This window comes from Paenibacillus sp. VCA1, assembly GCF_031583795.1.
GTDB classification, from domain to species: Bacteria; Bacillota; Bacilli; order Paenibacillales; family Paenibacillaceae; genus Paenibacillus_AQ; species Paenibacillus_AQ albilobatus.
On record NZ_JAVLSX010000014.1, the window covers coordinates 18,998 to 39,979 of the forward strand.

The 20,982-nt window shown below is 47.2% G+C and carries 19 protein-coding genes and 2 pseudogenes; 11 read left to right on the forward strand and 10 right to left on the reverse strand.

Annotated elements, in window-relative coordinates; translation table 11 throughout:
* Window positions 1-483 precede the first annotated feature (483 nt).
* Window positions 484-1,893, reverse strand: a complete 1,410-nt coding sequence (locus RJP21_RS25635) for an MFS transporter (protein ID WP_310861809.1) — start codon at window positions 1,891-1,893, stop codon at window positions 484-486.
* 196 nt (window positions 1,894-2,089) lie between these two features.
* Here RJP21_RS25635 and RJP21_RS25640 point away from each other — a divergent pair, with 196 nt between their 5' ends.
* Entirely contained in the window at window positions 2,090-2,443 is a 354-nt protein-coding gene (locus RJP21_RS25640; protein ID WP_310861810.1) for a winged helix-turn-helix transcriptional regulator, read from the forward strand.
* Window positions 2,444-2,999: 556 nt separating this feature from the next.
* Here the strand turns inward: RJP21_RS25640 and RJP21_RS25645 are convergent.
* Window positions 3,000-3,395, reverse strand: a pseudogene (locus RJP21_RS25645) (IS110 family transposase); the annotation flags it as partial.
* Window positions 3,396-3,445: 50 nt separating this feature from the next.
* Here RJP21_RS25645 and RJP21_RS25650 point away from each other — a divergent pair.
* Both RJP21_RS25650 and RJP21_RS25655 read left to right on the forward strand, forming a co-directional pair.
* The gene (locus RJP21_RS25650; RefSeq protein ID WP_310861811.1) at window positions 3,446-4,636 is read left to right on the forward strand and encodes an alpha/beta hydrolase family protein; all 1,191 of its coding nucleotides are present in this window, start codon (window positions 3,446-3,448) and stop codon (window positions 4,634-4,636) included.
* 1,072 nt (window positions 4,637-5,708) lie between these two features.
* The gene (locus RJP21_RS25655) at window positions 5,709-5,912 is read left to right on the forward strand and encodes a zinc ribbon domain-containing protein (RefSeq protein ID WP_310861812.1); all 204 of its coding nucleotides are present in this window, start codon (window positions 5,709-5,711) and stop codon (window positions 5,910-5,912) included.
* 191 nt (window positions 5,913-6,103) lie between these two features.
* Here RJP21_RS25655 and RJP21_RS25660 read toward each other — a convergent pair whose 3' ends face one another.
* Window positions 6,104-6,505 carry a VOC family protein gene (locus RJP21_RS25660; protein WP_310861813.1) on the reverse strand — a complete coding sequence of 134 codons (402 nt, stop codon included), beginning with the start codon at window positions 6,503-6,505 and terminating at the stop codon, window positions 6,104-6,106.
* A gap of 208 nt (window positions 6,506-6,713) precedes the next feature.
* Here RJP21_RS25660 and RJP21_RS25665 point away from each other — a divergent pair, with 208 nt between their 5' ends.
* Complete coding sequence (locus tag RJP21_RS25665; protein WP_310861814.1) at window positions 6,714-7,169, forward strand: DinB family protein; 456 nt, start codon at window positions 6,714-6,716, stop codon at window positions 7,167-7,169.
* Between the two features lie 304 nt (window positions 7,170-7,473).
* Here the strand turns inward: RJP21_RS25665 and RJP21_RS25670 are convergent, their stop codons facing one another.
* Window positions 7,474-7,947 carry a DUF5381 family protein gene (locus tag RJP21_RS25670; protein WP_310861815.1) on the reverse strand — a complete coding sequence of 158 codons (474 nt, stop codon included), beginning with the start codon at window positions 7,945-7,947 and terminating at the stop codon, window positions 7,474-7,476.
* 465 nt (window positions 7,948-8,412) lie between these two features.
* The gene (locus RJP21_RS25675) at window positions 8,413-9,384 is read right to left on the reverse strand and encodes a cation diffusion facilitator family transporter (RefSeq protein ID WP_310861816.1); all 972 of its coding nucleotides are present in this window, start codon (window positions 9,382-9,384) and stop codon (window positions 8,413-8,415) included.
* Between the two features lie 425 nt (window positions 9,385-9,809).
* Between RJP21_RS25675 and hmpA the strand changes: the two genes are divergently transcribed.
* Complete coding sequence (hmpA, locus tag RJP21_RS25680) at window positions 9,810-11,030, forward strand: NO-inducible flavohemoprotein (protein WP_310861909.1); 1,221 nt, start codon at window positions 9,810-9,812, stop codon at window positions 11,028-11,030.
* 190 nt (window positions 11,031-11,220) lie between these two features.
* Window positions 11,221-11,330: pseudogene (locus RJP21_RS25685) on the forward strand (aldo/keto reductase); the annotation flags it as partial.
* Window positions 11,331-11,522: 192 nt separating this feature from the next.
* Here the strand turns inward: RJP21_RS25685 and RJP21_RS25690 are convergent.
* The 4 genes from RJP21_RS25690 to RJP21_RS25705 all read right to left on the reverse strand — a co-directional run bounded on the left by RJP21_RS25690 (window position 11,523) and on the right by RJP21_RS25705 (window position 15,255).
* The gene (locus tag RJP21_RS25690) at window positions 11,523-12,062 is read right to left on the reverse strand and encodes a CBO0543 family protein (RefSeq protein WP_310861817.1); all 540 of its coding nucleotides are present in this window, start codon (window positions 12,060-12,062) and stop codon (window positions 11,523-11,525) included.
* A gap of 624 nt (window positions 12,063-12,686) precedes the next feature.
* Window positions 12,687-13,349, reverse strand: coding sequence for an S-layer homology domain-containing protein (locus RJP21_RS25695; protein ID WP_310861818.1), 663 nt, complete (start codon window positions 13,347-13,349; stop codon window positions 12,687-12,689).
* Window positions 13,350-13,702: 353 nt separating this feature from the next.
* Window positions 13,703-14,875, reverse strand: a complete 1,173-nt coding sequence (locus RJP21_RS25700; RefSeq protein WP_310861819.1) for an MFS transporter — start codon at window positions 14,873-14,875, stop codon at window positions 13,703-13,705.
* Between the two features lie 68 nt (window positions 14,876-14,943).
* Window positions 14,944-15,255: an Atu4866 domain-containing protein gene (locus RJP21_RS25705; RefSeq protein ID WP_310861820.1), complete on the reverse strand. Its 312-nt coding sequence runs from the start codon at window positions 15,253-15,255 to the stop codon at window positions 14,944-14,946.
* 142 nt (window positions 15,256-15,397) lie between these two features.
* On the opposite strand from RJP21_RS25705, the gene RJP21_RS25710 reads away from it, so the two are divergent.
* The 5 genes from RJP21_RS25710 to RJP21_RS25730 all read left to right on the forward strand — a co-directional run bounded on the left by RJP21_RS25710 (window position 15,398) and on the right by RJP21_RS25730 (window position 19,620).
* A complete protein-coding gene (locus RJP21_RS25710; protein WP_310861821.1) occupies window positions 15,398-16,318 on the forward strand; it encodes an AraC family transcriptional regulator in 921 nt (306 codons plus the stop codon).
* A 239-nt stretch (window positions 16,319-16,557) separates the two neighbouring features.
* On the forward strand, window positions 16,558-16,896 hold the full coding sequence (locus RJP21_RS25715; protein ID WP_160044583.1) for a VOC family protein: 339 nt from the start codon (window positions 16,558-16,560) through the stop codon (window positions 16,894-16,896).
* Window positions 16,897-17,063: 167 nt separating this feature from the next.
* On the forward strand, window positions 17,064-17,576 hold the full coding sequence (locus RJP21_RS25720; RefSeq protein ID WP_310861822.1) for a MerR family transcriptional regulator: 513 nt from the start codon (window positions 17,064-17,066) through the stop codon (window positions 17,574-17,576).
* Entirely contained in the window at window positions 17,577-18,053 is a 477-nt protein-coding gene (locus RJP21_RS25725) for an SRPBCC family protein (RefSeq protein ID WP_397386285.1), read from the forward strand. It begins immediately after the preceding gene.
* Window positions 18,037-19,620, forward strand: coding sequence for an MFS transporter (locus RJP21_RS25730; RefSeq protein ID WP_310861823.1), 1,584 nt, complete (start codon window positions 18,037-18,039; stop codon window positions 19,618-19,620). The genes RJP21_RS25725 and RJP21_RS25730 overlap by 17 nt, the downstream gene beginning before the upstream one ends.
* Before the next feature lie 37 nt (window positions 19,621-19,657).
* Here the strand turns inward: RJP21_RS25730 and RJP21_RS25735 are convergent, their stop codons facing one another.
* Entirely contained in the window at window positions 19,658-20,797 is a 1,140-nt protein-coding gene (locus tag RJP21_RS25735; RefSeq protein WP_310861824.1) for a tyrosine-protein phosphatase, read from the reverse strand.
* Window positions 20,798-20,982: the final 185 nt, after the last annotated feature.

The following is a 20,982-nucleotide window of genomic DNA, read 5'->3' on the forward strand; positions in this document are numbered from 1 at the left end:
TTATCAAAGAGTTAGAATTGATAATGGGGCTCCCTCCATTGGGAACATCAACAGTGAATTTTTTTAGTTTTATTGAAGATTATAGAAATACTCTAGATGAATATAAGGATGTGAGAACAACAGTTTATTGTAATGCGTTAAATTCGTATTTAACTGAAAAATTAAAGCGTAACTGATAAACGCAGTATTAACTGGAAAATATTGATTGTAACTTCTTAATCAACATAAATGAGCTCTGATTAGTCTGAGCTCATTTGTTGTTTAATCATGAAAATCAGGGTTTGGATCGAAAGGTCCTGGGAGAGTAGGACGCTGCCAAGCGAAGACCACTGTTGATGAACATCGACAGTAGTTTTTTTTATTAGCAACATACCGGAACGCCGGATCCGGTTGCTACGATTTTAATGAACCGGTCAGTTAAAGAAACCAAGAGCAGGAATCTGCCCTTGGTTTCTTTTATCCAGCGACGGAGCTTCTTCATATTTAACTGTTCACTACCGGCGAGCGTTTGCGAAGGCCGAGAGCGGTGATGCCAACCCCGAGAAGGGAAGCGGCAATCGGAACGATCATCGCTGTGCGGTAACCGTCGAGCATCGCTAGCGGGGAATTGTCCAAACCTGTAGCGCCAATCTGTACAGCGGTCACGACCGCCAAACCGAGTGCGGCGCCAAACTGGAAGGAGGTATTCAATAAACCGCTGGCAAGTCCCTGTTCTTCTTCCGCTATTCCGTCCGTGGCGGCGATGGTTAAAGGCCCGTAAGTCAGCGAAAAGGCGAGGCCCGTCAGGATCATCGTCGGGAACATCGCTGCATAGGTCCAGTCCAAACCGACGGGAAGAAAAAGGGCGTAGGCTAACGCAGCGAGGCAGAATCCGCCGAAAATCACCGGAATATTGCCGAAACGGTTTACCAGCTTGGGGGTCAGGGTAGGTGCGAGTATGGAATCGACACCGACGGCGAGCAGGGCAAGACCCGTTTCAAGGGATGACCAGCCGCGCAGTTCTTGGAGGTAAAGTACTGTCACGAATTGGAACCCGAAAAAAGAGCCGGCAAACAACATGGCACCCAGGTTTGCCCGTACGAGTGAGCTGGCTGAAAAAATGCCAAGGCGTACCAAGGGGGATGCCGAGCGTCGCTCAATCGTTGCGAAGAGACCAAAAAGCAGTGCACTGCAGGCTAATATTCCGGCGGTCCAGCTCCAGCCCAGGTTGGAAGATTCCACGACACCGTAAACCAGAAGCAGCATGGCTGCCGTGACGCTGATTGCTCCGGCCAGATCGAAGCCTTTGGAGGAGGCCTCCGGCCGACCGGAGGCCGGTATGAGGCGAATCGCGGCTAGAAGAATCACGAATGCCAATAGAACCGGTCCAAAGAAAACCCACCGCCAGCTGATCTCACTTAAGATGCCTCCAACCACAAGACCCAGTGAGAACCCGGCGGCTGCTGTCCCGGCATAAACGAGCAATGCCTTGTTACGTGCAGTTCCCTCCGCAAAGCTTGTCGTGATGATGGATAAGCCGGCTGGAGTCATAAACGCTGCGCTAATGCCTGTAACAAACCGGGCGGTGATCAGCATCCAGCCTTCGGTTGATAGTCCGCCTAGCCCGGAGAAAGCAAAGAAAACCGTGAGCCATACCAGAAACATTTTTTTTCGCCCGAACAGGTCGGCTGCCCGGCCTCCGAGCAGCATGAAGCCGCCATACCCCAATACATAGGCGCTGACTACCCATTGCAGCGAACCGGTCGACATGCCCAGTTCAGCACGGATCGCGGGCAGAGCCACGCCCATCATCGACACGTCGATCCCTTCCAGAAAAATTGCGCCGCACAAAACGAACAATAAGCCCCAGGAAAGCTTGCCGGAACTTTGAAACGTTTGACCGTTTGCCTTCATTCGATATGTCCTCCTCATTATGAATAATCATCCATTCCGGAACCGGCTGGATTGAGTCTGCCGATTTCCTTATTGGCACAAGGAGATTATGTATCATATAATCGAGGAACAGAAGTACGCACTTTTTTGTGTCATTTTCACCAAAAGGTAATATAGGAACCAAAAAGTACCTATTTTGATCGGGGGAAAACATGCCATGAAAACGAGTATGCAGCAAGCTTTTAATATACCTATAGAAGCGACCCTGGAAGTCATCGGGGGAAAATGGAAAACGCTTATTTTATGCCATTTAACTTATGGAGCGAAACGAACGAGCGAGCTAAAAAAGTTGATCACGGGCATCACGCAGAAAATGCTGACTCAGCAGCTTAGAGAGCTAGAGGAGGATGGGGTCATCATCAGGACGGTATACAACCAGGTCCCGCCGAAAGTTGTTTATGAGTTGAGCGAGCTTGGCCAATCACTTCGGCCGGTCATTGATGTGATGTGCGAATGGGGGGAGCGGTACATCCAAGGATCGACCGAGAAACAGGCAAGCTCAAACATGTGACGTAAGCCGCTGATTTACGAATTTTAAGAATCCGTCCAACAGGCACACTTAGACCGGAAGGAATATATAAGGAATGATCATTGACGCCCATCCATGTGCAATGGTCTTTTCATAAAAAGGAGAGTTGAAGAGCGGTCGCAGCTGTCCTTTTTACCTTAAATTGTGCATTATGCTCTTTTTGAGCGCGCCTCGAACAAGGAATCACCGAAAAAAGGTTGTTTTAGTTCGTTCAAATGATTAAACTACCCTGAAAATAACTCGTAATGCGTATTCCTAAAAAAGACAACAAGAAACTAGGCGCAGCTTGAATGGTTTTTAAAAAGCTGCGTCTTGTGTATTTAGGAAGGATCAGGAAGCTTCAGATGTGGCCAGTGTTACGGTAAAGCCAAGGTTTTCGAGCTTTCGGATGGTCTGTCTGACGATGGCGTCTTGGTGCCGTTTCTCAAAGTAATCTGAACCTAAGTCCCTGTAATCTTCCTGCCGGGTTAGCAAGCAGTAAGTAATCGTCATGATCGAATGCGCTACGGCAACAGCTGCTCGGCGCTTTCCTTTGCGGGCGGCGGTACCGTACGAGTTCCCGCAACTCACGTTGGTTTCGATCAGGAATGTAGCTTGCTTTGAGCAATCCATGACGGAGTAGATCGCAGATCCATTTGGAATCCTTCACATCAGTCTTCCGACCAGGGACTGCTTTCATGTGTTGAGCGTTTACGACGAGGAATTGAATATCTTCGGCTTCGAGCAGATTCACGATAGGTTTCCAAAAAACGCCGGTGCTCTCCATCGCCACGTGGGTGCAGTGGTGTTCCTTGATCCAGTCGATCAGCTCGAGAAGATAGACGGTGTGGCTTCGAAACGTCTTGATCTCCTTTCCTTCGGGCGTAACGATGCAGGCTGTGATGCTCTTCTTGTGAACATCCAAACCGCATGCTCGTTCAATAAGAACATCCATGATGGGTGAAGTATTTCAGAGGAGTTATTAAAAGAAGGTGTTATTGAAATATGATCTTCAAAAGTAGTTTACTAAGATTGTTTTTATCACTAATTGTAATAGGATTCGTTGTATTGGTTTTGTTATCAGCATATTTTTTAATTCAAAGGAATAAAACGGTGGTATTGCCTAAACCGACAGGTCCATTTGAAGTAGGTAGAATTGGGTATGATTGGACTGATGATTCTCGAAACGAGGCTTATTCCGAAACAAAAGGCACTACAAGAAAATTGTCAATATGGATTTGGTATCCTGCAGATTTAAATAAAAATGCTAAGAAGTCAGATTATTTTCCAGACAAGTGGGAAACCATCCAAGAAAAAGATTCGGGTTTACCGTATTTACAGCAGAATTTTAGAAAAATCAATACTAATTCTTTTCAGAATGTGCGCTTATCAACCAGAGAAACTGCTTACCCCTTAATCGTTTTTGAACCTGGAATGGGCAACATCGTGTTTAACTATACAACATTAGCCGAAAATCTTGCTAGTAAGGGATATATTGTAGTTGGGATAAATCCAACATACAGTTCTCGATTTGTTGTGTTTTCTGATGGAAGCGTTGCATATAGGACACCTAAAGGAACGATACCAGAAAATAATCTGACAGATGAGCAGATGAATGAGGTTGGTTCCAAACTAATTAAAACCTGGACTGAAGATATGAGATTTGTAGTTAATAAATTTATTGAAATGAATACTGCGCAGGGGAGTATGTGGACGGGACATATTGATACGGAGAATATAGGTGCTTTTGGACATTCATTTGGAGGAGCAGCTGCCACTGAAGTATGTTTGCTTGATAAACGTTTTAAGGCGGGGATTGATATCGATGGTTATTTGTACGGTGTCGAGAAAAATCCTGGAAAACCATTTATGTTTATCCTGAGTCAACATCAGCAAAACGAGAGTTATTTCCAGGAAGTCAACAAAATACAGAGTGTTTATAACGGTTTAAAGCAGGATGGATACCTATTGGAGATATCCAAAGCAGCCCACGCCAGTTTTGAAGATAATGCTGTCTTTTTTTCTCCTATATTAAAAGCCATTGGCGTATTCGGAACTATGAATGGGAAACGTGGTTTGCAAATTACAAACTTTTACGTAACTACATTTTTTGATAAATATCTTAAAAACATAAATAGCGATTTTCTTAAACAAAAGCCATCCGAATATCCCGAAGTAAAAATACAATTAAAATAGAAAAGTGTACTTGGCACAAAACAAGCCGGATTTCCTTAGCGTACGGAATTTCCGGCTTGTTTGAATATATTTTCGCTTAGCGTACGTTCTTCGCGTATTGTTAGCGGGCAAATGCAACTGAAAGCATGGCCATCACGCTGAAGTTAATGGGGTTCTTTGAGCGGGACAACGCGGAATTTTAAGGAAGAACAACAAAAAGCGCCGCTGCCTAAACAAAGCGGCTTTTTTTATTTGGATTTACATAAGGACTGGGATTTTATGGAGATCAGAGTTGTAGCAATCGAACAAATCAACTCAGCAGAATACAACCCGTGGATCGATTTGCAGCCGGGTGGATTATGAATATGAGGAGCTACGTCGGAGCATTGAACCTTCGGTCTATCGTCTGGAATGAACGAACCGGCAACATGGTTAACGGGCATCAGCGATATAAGCTCATGGTTCACGAGCAGGGCTGCACGGAGCTGGCCGTCAGATTTAGCGATATATGTTCTTGTCAAAACCCGTATCGTTTGCCGAAAAAGACAAGAACATGTATAGTTAGCCGTGGTTGATAAGGATTATCAATTACAGATGTGCTTGCCTGGATAATGGAACGTTGTTCGGTAACCAGAAATATATGACAATGGTAGATTTCGCGAAGGTGATGGAGGATTGTTTTAAAAATCTTAAAGGACGTGGTTCAACTTGTGTGGTCTATTATCAAGTAAATTATTCGGGCCAGTATCTATTTTTAACATTTCAAGTTAGCCTTCGTTAATTGAGTAAACAAAAAAAGAACAAGTGCCTGTAATAGAGATGGTGTCTCAACCTCTTAAGATTACAGCTGAACAAGAAATGATTAATGGCTTTGTCCCTCATGGGGGAGAAGCCATTTGTCGTTTCAGAGGGCGGAACATAAGGTCCTTACGTTGTCAGAGCACACAAGGAAGAGCGGCCTCTACGGGTGTAACCTTTGTATTGTATTTAACCAAGGTATGACTGGATATGCTATTGAATGTATTAAATGCGACTTGTAACCTCCAGGGCATTGGAAACGTAAAAAGAAACAAAACATTAGGGAGTGATATAAATGAGTGAAAAGGGATGCATCAAATGCGGAAGCAAAGACGCAAGGACGAAAGAAGTAGCAATGACCGGCACAGGACTTTCCAAAATGTTCGATATTCAGCACAATCAATTCGTAGTCGTTTACTGCGCAAATTGCGGGTATTCCGAATTTTATAATAAAAAATCCTCGGCTGGTTCGAATGTTCTTGATTTCTTTTTCGGTTGATGAGGTAAGGCTCCATAGCGAACTCACATTGAAAACCTTTCTGGAGGTTTCAATGGAAGAAAAGTTATAAATATAGGATTGATTTTTGCCGTCATTTTACCGACGAGTCGGAGAAGTTGAAGAGTAGGGGGCCAGGAGTATATGGGGGGAAAAACGCCGGAAACCTTGAGCAGGAGACCGGCGTTTCCATATTAGCGTTTCGGCATTTTGCTCTCATCCATGTACAGCAGGTTCCAGCGGTGACCGTCCAGGTCGGCAAATCCAGCCCCGTACATCCAGCCGTCAATTTCACTCGGCTTGCCAAAGATGCTCCCTCCGGCCAACTCTACTTTTTGAATAAAGGAATCGACTTCTTCTCTGCTTTCAGCCCCAATGGAGAAGATGACCTCCGCACTATGGGAAGTATCTGTGGTTTTTGCACCTGTAAATTTCTCAAACGCCGCATCCGGGAACAGCAGAATCGTTGTTTGGCCTATGGCAAGCTTGGCTCTTTCGTTACCAACACTCGTCGCATCGAAACCAATCTCATTGAAAAAGGCAGTTGACCTCTCAACATCTTTAACCGGCAGGTTAATCCAAATCTCCTGTGGCATGGCTGTAGCCTCCTGGAATATATTTTCAACTACTCCTAACTATACTCTACTTTTGGCAGCAGAAGCGAATTTTATAATGTACGTTCCTTGGAAGTGTTACAGCAACAAGGAATCACCCAAAAAGGTTGTTTTAGCTCATTCAAATGATTAAACTAACGGATAAGCAGTACGTTCAAGGAATCGATGAGACGAAGAGGGGGAAACCGAAATGAGGACGATCAAGTGCATGATGGACCACCTGTACTGGGCGGACGGACGCATCTTGGACGCGCTTGAGGAAAGTGGGACGAAGAACAAGGAACTTCTGAAGCTGGTTCGTCACGTCGCGGTCGCGGAACGAGTCTGGTTGTCCCGATTGCAGGGCAAGGGCAGCGCGCAATATTCGTTGTGGGAGGAAGCGGAAGACCTGGCGGCGATTCGGACGATGTTCGAAGAAAACGCCGAGCAATATCGCGTCTATATCGAAGAGCTCGAGGAATCCGAGTTGGACGAGATGATCGACTATGCAAACCAGAGCGGGGTTCCGTTCCGAACGTCCGTCCGGGACATCCTGTTGCAGGTTCTCTTGCATGGGCAATATCACCGGGGACAGATTAACCGGGCACTTCGGATGGAATCGGCGGAGCCTGTCCAAGTCGATTACATCACGTTCGCGAGGCTCTAACCGGGCCTAAAAATCACTATTGCTCGGAATGGGATTGGCATTGAACTAATTAAGCAAAAAATACATCGGCATAATAAACCTTTAATCTCTTGCTGAGAGGGAAAGTGCTGCAGGTCTGATGGAAGCTCGTCATAGAGGGGGGGAGGCAGGGGATTCACCAGCCGTTAGCCGGTTCCACAATCATATGCCTTCATAAGTTCTGCAGCCATTTCCTCCCCTTGATGAACGGCCAAGGCGTAACCCAGCTCTTCTAATGAAAATATATAGGTATGCTCGCTAGTAAGCAAAATCCTCCAGTACCGATCTATTTCGTTTCCTTCCCGTTGCGGCTGATCAGCCCCCGCAAGCGCTTCATGACAAACTGGATTTCGGTATCGGTCAACAAATAATACGTATTCACGGTCCAGATCTCTCTGTTTTTCAAATGAAAAATCAGCGCAGGAAATTTCGGAAGCAGCCATTTCCGAATGGAAGGGCCGCTGTAGCTGATGCTAGCTATCTCCACCCAGGCTACGGTACGCGTACCATCTGAAACGGAATTTTGATCGTAGGTCAGCAGCTGCGTATCTGATTTCAGCGCCTTTGGCAAGCCGACAACCAAATATCCTCCAAAAAACGGAATCCCTATAATGGCTGATGTGATACAAAAGAACTTACGAACAAAGGAGGTATCCATAAAAAAAGCCGCATACAGCAGAAACAGACAGGCCAGCACAAACAGTAAACTGCCAAGCGCTTTGCCCCATGCCACGGATTTTCGATAAGATATCGCGTTCATGATCCAGCGCCTTCCTGAAATTATTTGAACATTCCGCTAATCCAGCGGATTCCCTTTTTCGACGACTTTAGCTGAGCCCATCACCGACAAAGGCTCCAACCGTATCGCCTACATAGGAACGCTAGCCGCACCAACCGAACCGCATTCCTTTCATTATGAAGCCCCGGTACGATCTGGCGATTTATACCCTTGCCAAGCTCTTCAAGAACGTATTGTTACCTTTGCCTTTAACCCATGGCCATGGCGCATTATGTTTTTAACCTGGGACGGATTTCTGGGAGCTACTTTGAATTGTACCGTCTTAGATCATATTACGAAAGCCCAAAGCTGTAAAGGAGTGTTCCCCACAAATACCTTTGCGTACGACATTTTTTTTATCTGAAGAATAAAAAAGGAGCGGGTAGGTTTCAGCCAGCCGCTCAAATAAACGATATACAAACGTATTACCGCTTTGTACTCCTTGAATTAATGGTGATGGTGGGCATGTGCATCCGGTGCACCGGCTTTTACATTACATAAAACGGAATCATCGTGTCTATGTTGTTCGGATTCGATTTGTAAAGTGGAGTGAGGAATATTTTTGTGCTCCAGCATATGTTCGATTTTTTGCAAAAGGGCGTCGACTTCATAAACCGTTCTGTTCCCGTCGACCACAATATGGGCCGTAAGTACGTTTAAGTTGCTCGTAATTGCCCATATATGCACATCATGCACAGCCTTCACACCTTCGAACTGAGAAATGGCTCGCACAACTTCCTCTACATCAATATTACGCGGTGTTCCTTCCATAAGTACATGCAGGGAAGACTTGCTAACAAAGTAACCGCTCCGAAGAACGAGTACTGCGACGATGACACTGGCAAGCGGGTCTGCCCATCCCCAGCCGAAGAACATCATCAGCAGAGCGGCAATGATGGCTCCGATAGACCCCAGCATATCACTAATAACGTGCAGGTATGCGCCTCTCATGTTCAGGTTATGCTCCGTATCGCTTCCGCGCATCATAATCCAGGCTACGAGTATATTAATGAGCAGGCCAATACAACTGATGACCAGCATTCCTAACGTAGCCACTTCTGGCGGGTTTACAAATCGATCAATCGCCTCATAAAAAATGTACAAGGCAATCGCAATCAGGGTAACGCCATTTAGCATTGCAGCCAGTATTTCAAATCTTCTGTAACCAAAGGTTTTTCCCTTATTGACAGCTTTCTCTCCAAATTTAAAAGCAAGTAAAGCGATCGCTAACGCAATGGAGTCCGATAACATATGACCGGCATCGGATAGCAAAGCTAAACTATTGGTAATAAATCCGCCAAATGCCTCGACCAACATGTATGCGGTAATGATAATGAAAGAGAACAGCAACACTTTTTTGTTGTTTTGTCCATGTCCGTGACTATGATCATGGGCATGATTGTGATCATGTCCTGCCATACAAATACCTACCTTCTATATTGTTATTACATATGAATAATTGCTCATATGTTTCATTGATTTAATTATATGAGGAGTATATAGCCACGTCAAGTACAGACTGGGTAACAAAAATAGTATTTAGATACCCTAGAGGTTCTATACACCATGATAGCCACTTCCATTTCATGAAAGTGCCTTGTTAGGTTATCGAACGTTATTGCAACGATGAGCGGGGGACGAATTCCAGCAGTTATTGACATCATAAGGAAGACGTCGAAATGGATGGGTCTTGGCTGAATCAAATCAATGCCTAAAGGAATGATGCCGAGATGAACCCGGTGCTGCATCAAAACAACAAAGACAATCAGAATCTCCCTAGGATAATCCGCCCTTTCCAGAGACACACTATGTTGGAAAATGATCAGAGGAAGGGGCGGGCGAATATGCTCGATGCCAAGACGACGGAAATTGTAAAATCTACGGCACCTGTTCTCAAGCAGCACAGCAGCCAAATCGGGAAACGATTTTATGAGCTGCTTTTTCGCAAGGCTCCTGAGTTGTTAAATGTCTTTAATCAGAGCAATCAGAAAAGAGGCATTCAACAGGAAGCGCTAGCTTATGTCGTTTACGCCGCAGGTGAACATATTACGGACCTGGAGTCACTTACTCCAGTTATCAGAAGAATAAACGAAAAGCATCGGGCCCTCGGCATTAAAGCGGAGCAGTATCCCATTGTCGGGGAAACATTGCTTCAAGCCGTGAAGGACGTGCTGGGAGATGCCGCTACCGATGAAATTATTAATGCGTGGGGGCAAGCCTATGGGTACATTTCCGATGTTTTCATCCGGATGGAAGAGGAACTGTACAAGAAGATAGAGGCTGAGCCCGGCGGATGGTCCGGTTATCGTCGGTTTATCGTGGACAAGAAAGAGATGGAGTCATCAGAGGTGACTTCGTTCTATCTAAAGCCGGAAGATGGAGAGGCTATAGCCTCGTATAAGGCTGGTCAATACTTGACGATCAAAGCGGAGATATCTGAGGAACCTTATACGCATATGCGCCATTACAGCCTATCCGAGGCACCGGGCAGAGACTACTATCGTATATCCGTCAAGCGGGAAGACGCCGTACATAACGATCCGGAAGGGATTGTCTCCCATTATTTGCATGATCGGGTACAGAGGGGAGACTCACTCCTATTCTCCGCTCCAGCAGGAGACTTCATCCTAAGTCCGGATGACCTTCCGGTTGTCCTTATTAGCGGCGGGATAGGGATTACGCCGTTGCTGAGTATGTTGAATGAGATCGTGAACAAGTGGCCACAGCGGGAGGTTACTTTTGTCCATGCGACATCAAATAGCCAGACGCACGCCTTTCAATCCCATGTTGCCGAGCTTGCACAATCAAGAGATCAGGTGAAGTCCTACGTTTGTTACAGTTCGCCAACGGAGGAAGATAGGTCGAATCACCGGTTCGATAAGGAAGGACGTATTGACAAGGAGGTTCTAACATCTATAAAGCCTTCCGGGCCTGCGAATTATTACTTATGCGGTTCGGTTCCGTTTATGGAGAGTGTGGTCAAGTTACTTCGTGATTTGAACGTACCTAAAGAGGATATCCATTACGAGTCCTTTAGCCCGCTTGCCATGCTAGATGAAGAATAGTTCTCCGGTATAGCTTTGGCGTTTAAAAAATCTCAATAGGGATGGTGCGGAAGTTTGTCCGCTGCCGGATCGAATGTTTTGAAATGGATCCGCTGCACGGGTATTTTACATTTCGTCATCCTGCGCTTAGGCATATTTGAAATGGATCAATAAAACCGGCCAATTGGCCGGTTTTATTGATTCGAGGTGGCCGTTCGCTAAAGGACGCAACAACCTGTTCGGCAACGAATTACTGACCTCGATCGCGAAAAACACAACAAGTCCGTCGCCCAGGCCGCTCTGCGTTGGCTTGTTCAGCGTGGCAATATCCCCTGTACAAAGGGGGCTGGGATATAATCCGATTTTAATGTAAAACAAATGGCTTCGCCCCATGTTATTAGGGCGAAGCCATTTGTTTTTTAAATCTTGACGGGAGTGCAAAAGTTCGATCATTACATGTCGGTGATCCGAAGTGTTGTAGTTAAAAACTAACGCGAATAAAGCGTTTGGGTTTCAAGCCAATTTCTTAATTAATTTGTAAGCAAAAAACCGAACGAATATAAAAACGATAATGAACCCGACAAAACTCCATGTATAACTCCAAGGACTATGGTTCCGATAAATGCCAATATGTTTAAAAAAGGGTTCAATAATATACGAGAAAAAGGCTGCAGCAACAACAGAGATCATGACAAACGATCTCCAGTTTTTGGAAAACTGATTCATAAATATATATGTCACAGGAAATATGGAACAATCTCCTGGGACGAATTCGACGGTTAAGGGCATCAATTTGATCGAATACCCCCAAAGGCTATAAAAGGTGCCTAGATTATCAAGAACTAACGAAATGATTGTGAATGCCATTCCCAAAATCAGGAGCTCTTTCCCTCTGTTTTTGTCCACGAATTTCCATGCAATGATCCAAGGAACAATCGTTGCTAAAAGCAACATCCACCATTGCCATGTTCCCCAAGAGTGCAGCAGCCAATCGGCGTTGCTAAGTTGTGCAAGCGATTCTCTGACGTTTCTAACGTCTTCATAAGAAATCATGGATATCCCCTCATCAAAATAAAATTTAGCGGTTTTCCGACACCCAGGGTATCGTTGTGCCGGCAGATCGCTTCTATATCCCGCTCCTTTGATTCATCGTAAACGCCCCGTAGCCCAAAATACACCGCTTATAATGACCCGTTCCGCTCCTTTAAACTCCCCGATCATGCTATAAAAATTAGCTCATTAATGTGAACTGTGTGGACACCATAAACTCGAAAATGATCACTATGTATGCAACAACGTTTACGCCAAGGGGCAGATTTTTCTTCCTCAGTTTTCACCCATTGTTTTTGGGTATATTTTGGGTTCAACAGGGCGAAATTATTCAATCCATTGTTGAATCAGATATAATAAAACACTTGCAATTAAGGCAGGAGGAATACGGAGAACTTCGAAAGGACCTTGTTCGGAAGCTAAAAAAATGAGTAACCAAGCAGCGGGCAATTTCGAATGTATATGGAGGGGAGGGAGCGGGATGATATTGGCTTGCAGATAAAAGAAAAAACCAAAGCCCGATTTCCATCAAGGAAAAGAGCCTTGACAAAACCGTGCTTTGGTTATGAACGGTTATTAAGAATAAATATCGGCGTTGTCTGACAACACCAACGGTTCCCGGTTCTTTTATTCTGCCTTAGGGGAAGGGTGTGTTTTCAAAAAATCCAGCGCATTGTAAAGCATGACGGCCGCTTCCGCCCGGGTCACTTGATCCTGGGGACGGAAGTTTCCGCTGCTGTCCAGATCGGCAATCCCCCAAGCCAGCGCCCGCTGAATGGCCCCTTGATATTCAGGGGTCATTTGGCTTTCGTCAGCAATATTTTTCGGCACCAGATTGATCATCGGCAGGTTGCCCTTTTGTTCCACCGTCTTGATCAAATATTGCGTGAATGCTTCCCGAGTCATGGCTTGGCCGGGTTCAATATCGGCAGGCAGAACGATGCCATGGTCGGTAACCGTTTGAAAAGCCGGGGCAAACCAAGCACCGTCTTTAACATGGGTCTGTGCTGGATTTTTGCTGCCATCGGCAGCCTTTGAAACCGGCACATCTACCAGCACGTTCGCCAGCAGCTGAACGCCTTCCGCATTCGTCAGCCGTGCTTGCGGCCGAAAGACCGATTCGCTGTCACCTTTCAGCAGCTTCTGCTGCTGGAGCGAAGTTATTTTATCGGCTCCTGCGATTCCGTCCAAATCCATAAAGCCCACTCCTGCTGCGAACACGGATCCCCCAATTGCCAGGGATAACGCCAAAGCTGCCACAGTCCCGGATACATAACGTTTCTTCTTCATCTAACCACACCTTCTTCGGGAAATTTTGACCTTGTCTTCCCTATAGACGTAATCAAAATATGGAAGGTTGCAACATTGGAGAAACCCGAGGAATGAGTTCAACTTCAAACCGTTTATCTGGCAGTTCCGAGAGAACCAACATAATGATTAAATGGTCTGTAAAATTTGAACGAAACATATGCTGGAAAACAAACCCGTGATCTTTGGCCCATCCATACGGAGGGGATGTTCAAATCGAACAGATTCCAACAGCCGCCAGCATGAATGCGAAAATGTCTCGACCTGTGAATCTGAGCCTCCATCATGGAAGTACAGTGCACAAGCCGAGACTTTTGGTTATTGTTCTTTATAGTTTATTTTGCTTCAGATGAAACGGTCGATGCCATTGCGTTGTTTTTCCTTAAGGAGAAGATTGCCGATAGGATGGCCAAAATAATAATCAGTCCGCCGACCCAAGTATTTGTCGTGACGGAATAATGGTTTACAATCAGTCCCCCAACGATAGAACCAGCTGCAACTCCTATGTGTAAAGACGATGTATTAAAGCTTAACTGGATATCCGAAGTTTCCGGAGCCGCCTGTATCAGGTAGCTTTGAATGGCGGGGCTTGGGGCCATATTAAATGCACACCAGACGACGACCACGATAAGTAATTGAAACATAGAACCCGTAGCATAAGGCAATAAAAACACAGCCGACGCATGCAGCAGAAGAGTGACGATAATCGTCTTGCTGTTTCCAAGCTTATCTGAGGACCATCCTCCGATCCATCCTCCCGCTATACCAGCTAATCCATATACAAACAGAACAATACTGATTATGCTCGTTGACAGACCCATCGTCTCATGCAAAAAAGGTGTAGTGTAGGCATAGATTGTGAATTGGCCCGTCATCTGCAAGATCGAGATGAAATGAGCGGATAAGATTCTAGAATCCTTCAGCGTTCGAAGCTGTTCCGACAACGGGACTCCTTGACGGGGAGCAACCTGTGGAAGATATCGTTTGACGGCCCAAGCTACGATTAAAGTAAGCCCCCCGACCAATGCAAATGTTGAGCGCCATCCCCACATTTCGCCGATGATGGTACCCAGAGGGACACCAAGGACAAGAGACGCACTGATCCCCATAAATATAATACCGATTGCACGGCCTCTTAATTCGGGAGCAACGATACTCGAAGCCATCACAATAGATAGAACAACAATAATCGAGCAGCTTGCCGCTAGGATGATCCGCGAAATAAGAAGAATCGTAAAGTTGGGACTAACGATAGATATCATATTTCCCGCGAAAAAGACAAGCATTGCAGCAGTTAACAATTTTCTGCGCTCTATTTTAGAAGTCAGGGTGATGAGTATTGGAGAACCAAAAGCAAAAACGAGTGAATAGACAGTAATCAGTTGGCCCGCGGTACCTACAGAAACGTTGAGATCTTGAGCAATCATATCAATGATCCCGGCAATGACGAGCTCAACCGTGCCTACGACAAATGAGGCAATAGCTAAAATCCATATTTTTTTATCCACTTCAAACTCCTATCAATCCGAATTTCCGTATTAAGCTAACTGGGCTGTCGGTCTTACAATGAGTTCGTTCACATCGACGTCCGCCGGTTGCTCAATGGCATAAGCTTGTTCTTCTCTCCTTTTTTATAAACTTCTCGATAGAGCACCATCCCTGCATGGTAGAGCACTCCGTCCCGAAAGTCGCCATCGGCTGTAAACCCGGTGTCATCCACGTATTCGATATGATTGCCTTCGATGGTATAGTTGCCTTGATAGGCACTTTGGCGATTGCCGCGGGCTTCATCGTAACGTCCGTTCGGCAATAGTTCATGCCGGATATATCCGTCGCTGGTTACCCACATGCCAACATAGGGGTGAGGATGTTTGTTGTTGGTTTGCATTCTCCATCTCTCCTTTTGAATTGAATGTATTCATAATGCCCTTACTTGCAGATAGGGCGGTAGCCGGATTATGTTCTGCGATTGCCTAATACTCCAAAAAGTCATAAAATAATAAAAAATCGGGGTAAAAGGTTGTGAAGAGATGGAAGGGAAGTTCACGGAGCAAAGGGGAGAATTAGCGCAGGTTATGGAGCGGTTCGTGATGAAAGACGGCATACACGAGACGTTGATTCCCGGTTTATTCTTTATTCGATTGTCCCAGATATCCGAACCGGTGCATTCGGTTTATCAACCATCCTTGTGCGTGATCGCGCAGGGTTCGAAGGTTGTCATGCTGGGGCAGGAGAGCTATCAGTACGATTCTGACCATTATTTGACCGCTTCCGTCAATCTGCCGATATCCGGGCAGGTCGTTGAGGCGTCTTCAGATGCACCGTATTTTTGCCTTCGACTGCAATTTGACATGAATCAAATCCTTGATGTGATTCAAGCCTCCGATCTAGCCGAGAGCCCTAACCGTAAATATGGACGCGGTCTGGCCGTAAACCGGATGAATGATTCGCTGCACGATGCGGTCATGCGTCTGGTGCGTCTGTTGGACTCGCCCCGTGATATTCCGGTACTGGCTCCGTATGCGATTCGCGAGATCATTTACCGAATCATTCAGGACGATCGGAACGATACGCTCAAGCAATTTGCTGTCATCGGCAGCCATGCACAGCGCATCGCGATGGTGATTGAGAGGTTGAACCGTGATTTTGCATTGCCTCTGCGCGTTGATGAATTAGCCGAGGAGGCGGGGATGAGCGAATCGTCCTTGTATTATTATTTTAAAGAAGTAACGGCCATGAGCCCGATCCAATATCAAAAGCGGCTCAGACTTCAAGAAGCGCGTCGCCTTCTCCTATCCGAAACGATGGAAGCGGCTGAAGCCGCTTTTCAGGTTGGCTATGAGAGCCCCTCGTACTTCAACCGGGAATACGCGCGAATGTTCGGTAATCCCCCAATCAGGGATATCCAGCGCTTTCGCGACGCATTACAAACGGGGAAGGTGCTTTATTAGGGGACGGGTTGTTGTTTCAAAATCAGCGCGAAATAAGAATAAATTTAAAGCAATTTAGCGAATGAAGGACAATTTCCGATGGCTGCCTGCTGCCGGAGATGGTCCTTTTTATGTCATTCATCGCGCCACATCCCGCCGCTACCGGAAAGCTCTATTTCCCCCAAACTTTATCACTTGCTTGAAGGTTATATAATAAAAACGAATCATTTTTCGAAACCAATCGAAAGGGCGGCGGTATAATGAAAATCAATCATTTAAACCTTACGGTGACCGATGTCGCGGCTTCGCAGGCATTTCTGGAAACCTACTTCGGGCTCAAATGCCAGGCAAGCCGGGGCGACAACTTTGCGGTCCTCTTTGATGATGACGGATTTGTCTTGACGCTGATGAAAGGCCGCGAGGTAGAGTATCCCAAAACCTTTCACATCGGCTTCCCACAGTCTAATGAAGAGCAGGTAAACCGAATGTATCAGCGTCTATTCGAGGATGGATACGACGTCAAACCTCCGCAGCACTCGCACGCCTATACTTTTTACGTGAAAGCCCCGGGCGGGTTTATGGTTGAGATTCTCTGCTAAAAGTCCCTAAAAAACTCGATTTCCTTTACGCTTAGGAAGTCGAGTTTTTATATTGTGGGGCTTTTTAATGTGCGTGTTTATAAATTTCACCTTTTCCGCTTGAGCCTTACGTGGCGTCATGGTATATAGTTAAATCACCGGTAATCAGGATCGCGCGAAATGAGGGGATGATCATTACAGGCCCAAAATATTGGAAAGTCGGCGAACTGGCCCAATTAACAGGGTTAACCGTTCGAACCTTGCGATATTACGATCAGATCGGCTTGTATTCACCGTCCGGATATTCCGATTCGGGGTACAGGCTGTACAGCGAATCCGATCTGTCACGCTTGCAGCAAATTTTGGCATTAAAAGAGCTGGGTTTAGCGCTCGATGAGATCAAATCGATTTTGTCCGATAACGGTTACAATCCGTTCGAAGTTGTCCAGCTTCAAATCAATCGGCTGAAAGAGAATATACGAATCCAGCAAAAGCTTTTGAAAGAGCTGCAAAATGCATCGAGCCTGATGGCCAGAGATGAGCCGTTGACGGTTGAAGATTTTACAACATTGTTAGGCATGATGAAAAAAAGCCATGAGAAGTTTTTTGCCGAACGCCGCACAATCATGGAAAACCACTTTGACAGGCTTGGCGGCTTCCTTGGAATGGATTCGATTGTACGAGCCAAAAGGGAGGAATAAATGGTGAGCAAACATTTTGCGACGCATGATACTTTTATCATTGAAAGAAACTATGAGGCTGCGCCTGCACGAGCGTTCGCGGCTTGGTCGGACCCTGCAATCAAAAGCCAATGGTTCCAAAAGTCCGAAACATTTGAATTTCGCGTCGGCGGGCGGGAGTTCAACCGCGGGGGCCCGCCAGGAGGACCGGTGTTTACCTTTGACGCCTGCTTTCAGGAGATCGTACCTGATGAGCGTATCATCTATTCCTATACGTTGGACCAAGAGGAAACGCGGATATCGGTATCCGTGGTCACGGTGGAGTTCAAGCAGGCGGAACACGGAACCCAGCTCATCTACACGGAGCAGTGCGTTTTCCTTGACGGCTATGATACGGTGGCGCAGCGCGAGCATGGAACGAAAATTATGCTGGACAAACTGGGAGAAGTGCTGCTCCATACATACGATTTGGGAGCAAGCAATGAAGAGGGCCGATAAGGCCGGCACGCGGGAATGGGTCGGGCTTGGCGTATTGGTTCTAACAAGCCTGCTCATTTCCATCGATATCTTCGTGCTGGCTCTGGCGCTGCCGTATTTAAGCGCGGATCTGGGGGCCAGCAGCACCCAGCAATTGTGGATCATGGATATTTACGGGTTAATGCTTACGGGATTTTTGATTACGATGGGTACCTTGGGCGACCGCGTCGGTCGCCGCAAGGTGCTTCTGGTGGGATCGGCCGTATTTGGCATCGCCTCCATCTGCGCCGCGTTCGCGGCGAGTGCCGAAATGCTGATCGCATCCCGGGCCATACTCGGCATTGCCGGAGCGACGTTAGTGCCTTCAACCTTGGCGCTGATCAGCACGATGTTCCACGATCCCAAGCAAAGAGGCCTTGCCATCAGCATATGGATGGTGGGCTGCATGGGCGGGGCGGCGATCGGCCCCGTGGTTGGGGGCGTGATGCTTGCGCATTTTTGGTGGGGGTCCGTGTTTCTGATCGGGGTTCCTGTTATGGTGCTGCTGCTCGTGCTTGGCCCTTTATTGCTGCCCGAATATCGGGACGCAAATGCAAGCCGTCTTGATCTTATTAGCGTAAGCTTGTCGCTCGCCGCGATGTTGCCGATTGTTTATGGCATGAAGGGATTAGCCCAAAATGGGCCGCAGCCGTTAAATATTGCGGCGATTGCGGGCGGGGGCGTGTTCGGCTTCGTATTTGTACAGCGTCAACGAAGGCTGACGAATCCACTGCTGGATCTGCGCTTGTTTGCGAACCGTGCGCTTAGCACGGCGATGAGCGGGCAGTTTTTCGGTCCCTTCCTCATGGGTGTGATCATGCTGCTCGTTACGCAATATCTTCAGCTCGTTGGCGGGTTAACCCCGTTAAAAGCGGCGATGTGGCTGCTGCCTGCGGTAGCGGCGCAAATGGCGAGCTTTCTGTTATCCCCGCTCATGGCACGGCGAATCCATCCTGCCTATCTGATTGGAATCGGGTTGGTTTTTTCGGTGACCGGCCTCTGGCTCATTACCCGGGTCGAGGCATCTTCCGGCCTTGTCGGTTTGATGCTCGGTTACGCGCTTACGAACTTCGGGTCAGGCCCGCTCATGACGTTAACGCCCGATATGATCATCGGATCCGCTCCGCCCGAGAAAGCCGGCGCTGCAGGGGCTTTATCGCAAACGAGCGCTGAAGTCGGTTTTGCATTAGGGATCGCGGTTCTAGGGAGCGTCGGCACCGTTGTTTACCGCAATCAGATGGTGGACGCGATACCGGCTGCGCTTCCTCCCGAGGCGGCCGCGGCTGCGCGCGACTCGCTGATCGGTGCGACGGAAGCGGCCCAAAAGCTCGCAGATCCGCTTCATGCTACCCTGCTTGCATCGGCTCGAAATGCTTTTAACAACGGACTAAATACCGTTGCGATGATCAGCGCCGTCTTATTGGTCATGGTAGCCATCTTCGTCGTGGCCCGGCTTAAGCATATACGCCCCGGTGGAGAAGAACCCCTGCAAAAACAGGATGATCGAATTCAGATTGCTTTGCCTCGTACTGAGCATGAGCCAAGCTGACTGCACGAGTTCCTAACTTTTCAAACACTGATCCAGCCTATTCGAGATACATTTTTTTTAGCTTGGCCTGCTCGGCTGCGCTCAGACCGATTCCCTTTTCCAAGAAAGCTTGGATGGAGCCGTATTTTTTGACCATTTCTTTGAAAGCGGCGTTCAGGTATTCCGGGCGAACATCCATCAGCGCTTGGATAATCTCGATGGCGTTTTTGTCCGTCAGTTGGAATTGTTTCACCATGGCATCCACGGCTGCTTTGTTGTATCCTTCGCGGTATTGATTGCTGAGCAGAAAATCCTGCACGACCGTTTCCTTCGGAACGCCAAGCGCGAGGAGCATGAGCGCCGAACCGAGTCCGGTACGGTCTTTGCCGGCGGTGCAATGCTGAACGAAAGCGGTTGTGGCAGGGGCCAGCATCATGTCAAAAAGTTTCTTGTAAGCCTCAGGATGATCCACCATGTCCCGGTTTGCCGCGATCAGCACGTCGCCGGGTTTGCCCATTTTGTCAAATTCGCCTGCGGCCATATAAGCGAAAATATCGGTTCCGCTGCCGGATTGCCCAAAAACCGGATTCCGGACATATGTAACGCCTTGGATGGCGGGGTCGGGCTTTTGTTTCACTTCATCGTCGGTACGGTAATCGATGATCGTTTTCAGCCCGCTTTTCTGAAGAAAAGAAATGTCGGCCTTGGTCAAGCCGGCCAACTCGTCCGAACGGAACAGCTTGCCCCATTTGACGGTTTTGCCGTCCGTCGTTCGGTAGCCGCCAAGGTCGCGGAAATTGGTCGCGCCTTGAAGGGGGAGCAGACGTTCAGCGGTTTTGATCTCGGAGCCGTTGCCGCCTTTGATTTTAAAATACACCCGGCTTCCCGGATTCGGGTCGGCCGTATGCAAACCGCCATAAGATGAATAGGTGCGCGCCAATTGCTTCCAGTCCCCGTCGGATTCGGTGCTCCAATATACTTTGACCGGGCCAAGGTCGGCCGACGTCTTCCAATGAATCGTAAGGGCTCCGTTTTTTGCCCTCTCCACGGTCGCGCCCGTAAAAGCACCCTGCTTCGCATGATGTTGGACAGAAACGGTATTTGTATGGGGAACCGCATTGGCTTCGGCCATGGCAGCGCCCAGCGGCGATACGGTCAAAAAGAATGCAGCGCCCAGAAGCGCGGTTTTTTTCATCATTGCAGTCATGTCTCCCTCTATTTAAATGAACTTCAAGATGTCCTTTTTATCATGAGGGATGCATGTTTATTCTTCGTCAAGCCCGCGTAAACCGAACGTAAAAGTTTTTCGTCGTTCACTTATTCCATGCCGCTTTAAGGGCCGGTCCATACACCTTTGTTCTGAATGGGGATGAACCGGGTTTG

What these genes read in the sequence shown, in the direction of transcription:
- RJP21_RS25635 (WP_310861809.1), bottom strand. Translation starts at nt 1,893, where the DNA reads ATGAAGGCAAACGGTCAAACGTTTCAAAGTTCCGGCAAGCTTTCCTGG.
- RJP21_RS25640 (WP_310861810.1), top strand. Translation starts at nt 2,090, where the DNA reads ATGAAAACGAGTATGCAGCAAGCTTTTAATATACCTATAGAAGCGACC.
- RJP21_RS25650 (WP_310861811.1), top strand. Translation starts at nt 3,446, where the DNA reads ATGATCTTCAAAAGTAGTTTACTAAGATTGTTTTTATCACTAATTGTA.
- RJP21_RS25655 (WP_310861812.1), top strand. Translation starts at nt 5,709, where the DNA reads ATGAGTGAAAAGGGATGCATCAAATGCGGAAGCAAAGACGCAAGGACG.
- RJP21_RS25660 (WP_310861813.1), bottom strand. Translation starts at nt 6,505, where the DNA reads ATGCCACAGGAGATTTGGATTAACCTGCCGGTTAAAGATGTTGAGAGG.
- RJP21_RS25665 (WP_310861814.1), top strand. Translation starts at nt 6,714, where the DNA reads ATGAGGACGATCAAGTGCATGATGGACCACCTGTACTGGGCGGACGGA.
- RJP21_RS25670 (WP_310861815.1), bottom strand. Translation starts at nt 7,947, where the DNA reads ATGAACGCGATATCTTATCGAAAATCCGTGGCATGGGGCAAAGCGCTT.
- RJP21_RS25675 (WP_310861816.1), bottom strand. Translation starts at nt 9,384, where the DNA reads ATGGCAGGACATGATCACAATCATGCCCATGATCATAGTCACGGACAT.
- hmpA (WP_310861909.1), top strand. Translation starts at nt 9,810, where the DNA reads ATGCTCGATGCCAAGACGACGGAAATTGTAAAATCTACGGCACCTGTT.
- RJP21_RS25690 (WP_310861817.1), bottom strand. Translation starts at nt 12,062, where the DNA reads ATGATTTCTTATGAAGACGTTAGAAACGTCAGAGAATCGCTTGCACAA.
- RJP21_RS25695 (WP_310861818.1), bottom strand. Translation starts at nt 13,349, where the DNA reads ATGAAGAAGAAACGTTATGTATCCGGGACTGTGGCAGCTTTGGCGTTA.
- RJP21_RS25705 (WP_310861820.1), bottom strand. Translation starts at nt 15,255, where the DNA reads ATGCAAACCAACAACAAACATCCTCACCCCTATGTTGGCATGTGGGTA.
- RJP21_RS25710 (WP_310861821.1), top strand. Translation starts at nt 15,398, where the DNA reads ATGGAAGGGAAGTTCACGGAGCAAAGGGGAGAATTAGCGCAGGTTATG.
- RJP21_RS25715 (WP_160044583.1), top strand. Translation starts at nt 16,558, where the DNA reads ATGAAAATCAATCATTTAAACCTTACGGTGACCGATGTCGCGGCTTCG.
- RJP21_RS25720 (WP_310861822.1), top strand. Translation starts at nt 17,064, where the DNA reads ATGATCATTACAGGCCCAAAATATTGGAAAGTCGGCGAACTGGCCCAA.
- RJP21_RS25725 (WP_397386285.1), top strand. Translation starts at nt 17,577, where the DNA reads ATGGTGAGCAAACATTTTGCGACGCATGATACTTTTATCATTGAAAGA.
- RJP21_RS25730 (WP_310861823.1), top strand. Translation starts at nt 18,037, where the DNA reads ATGAAGAGGGCCGATAAGGCCGGCACGCGGGAATGGGTCGGGCTTGGC.
- RJP21_RS25735 (WP_310861824.1), bottom strand. Translation starts at nt 20,797, where the DNA reads ATGATGAAAAAAACCGCGCTTCTGGGCGCTGCATTCTTTTTGACCGTA.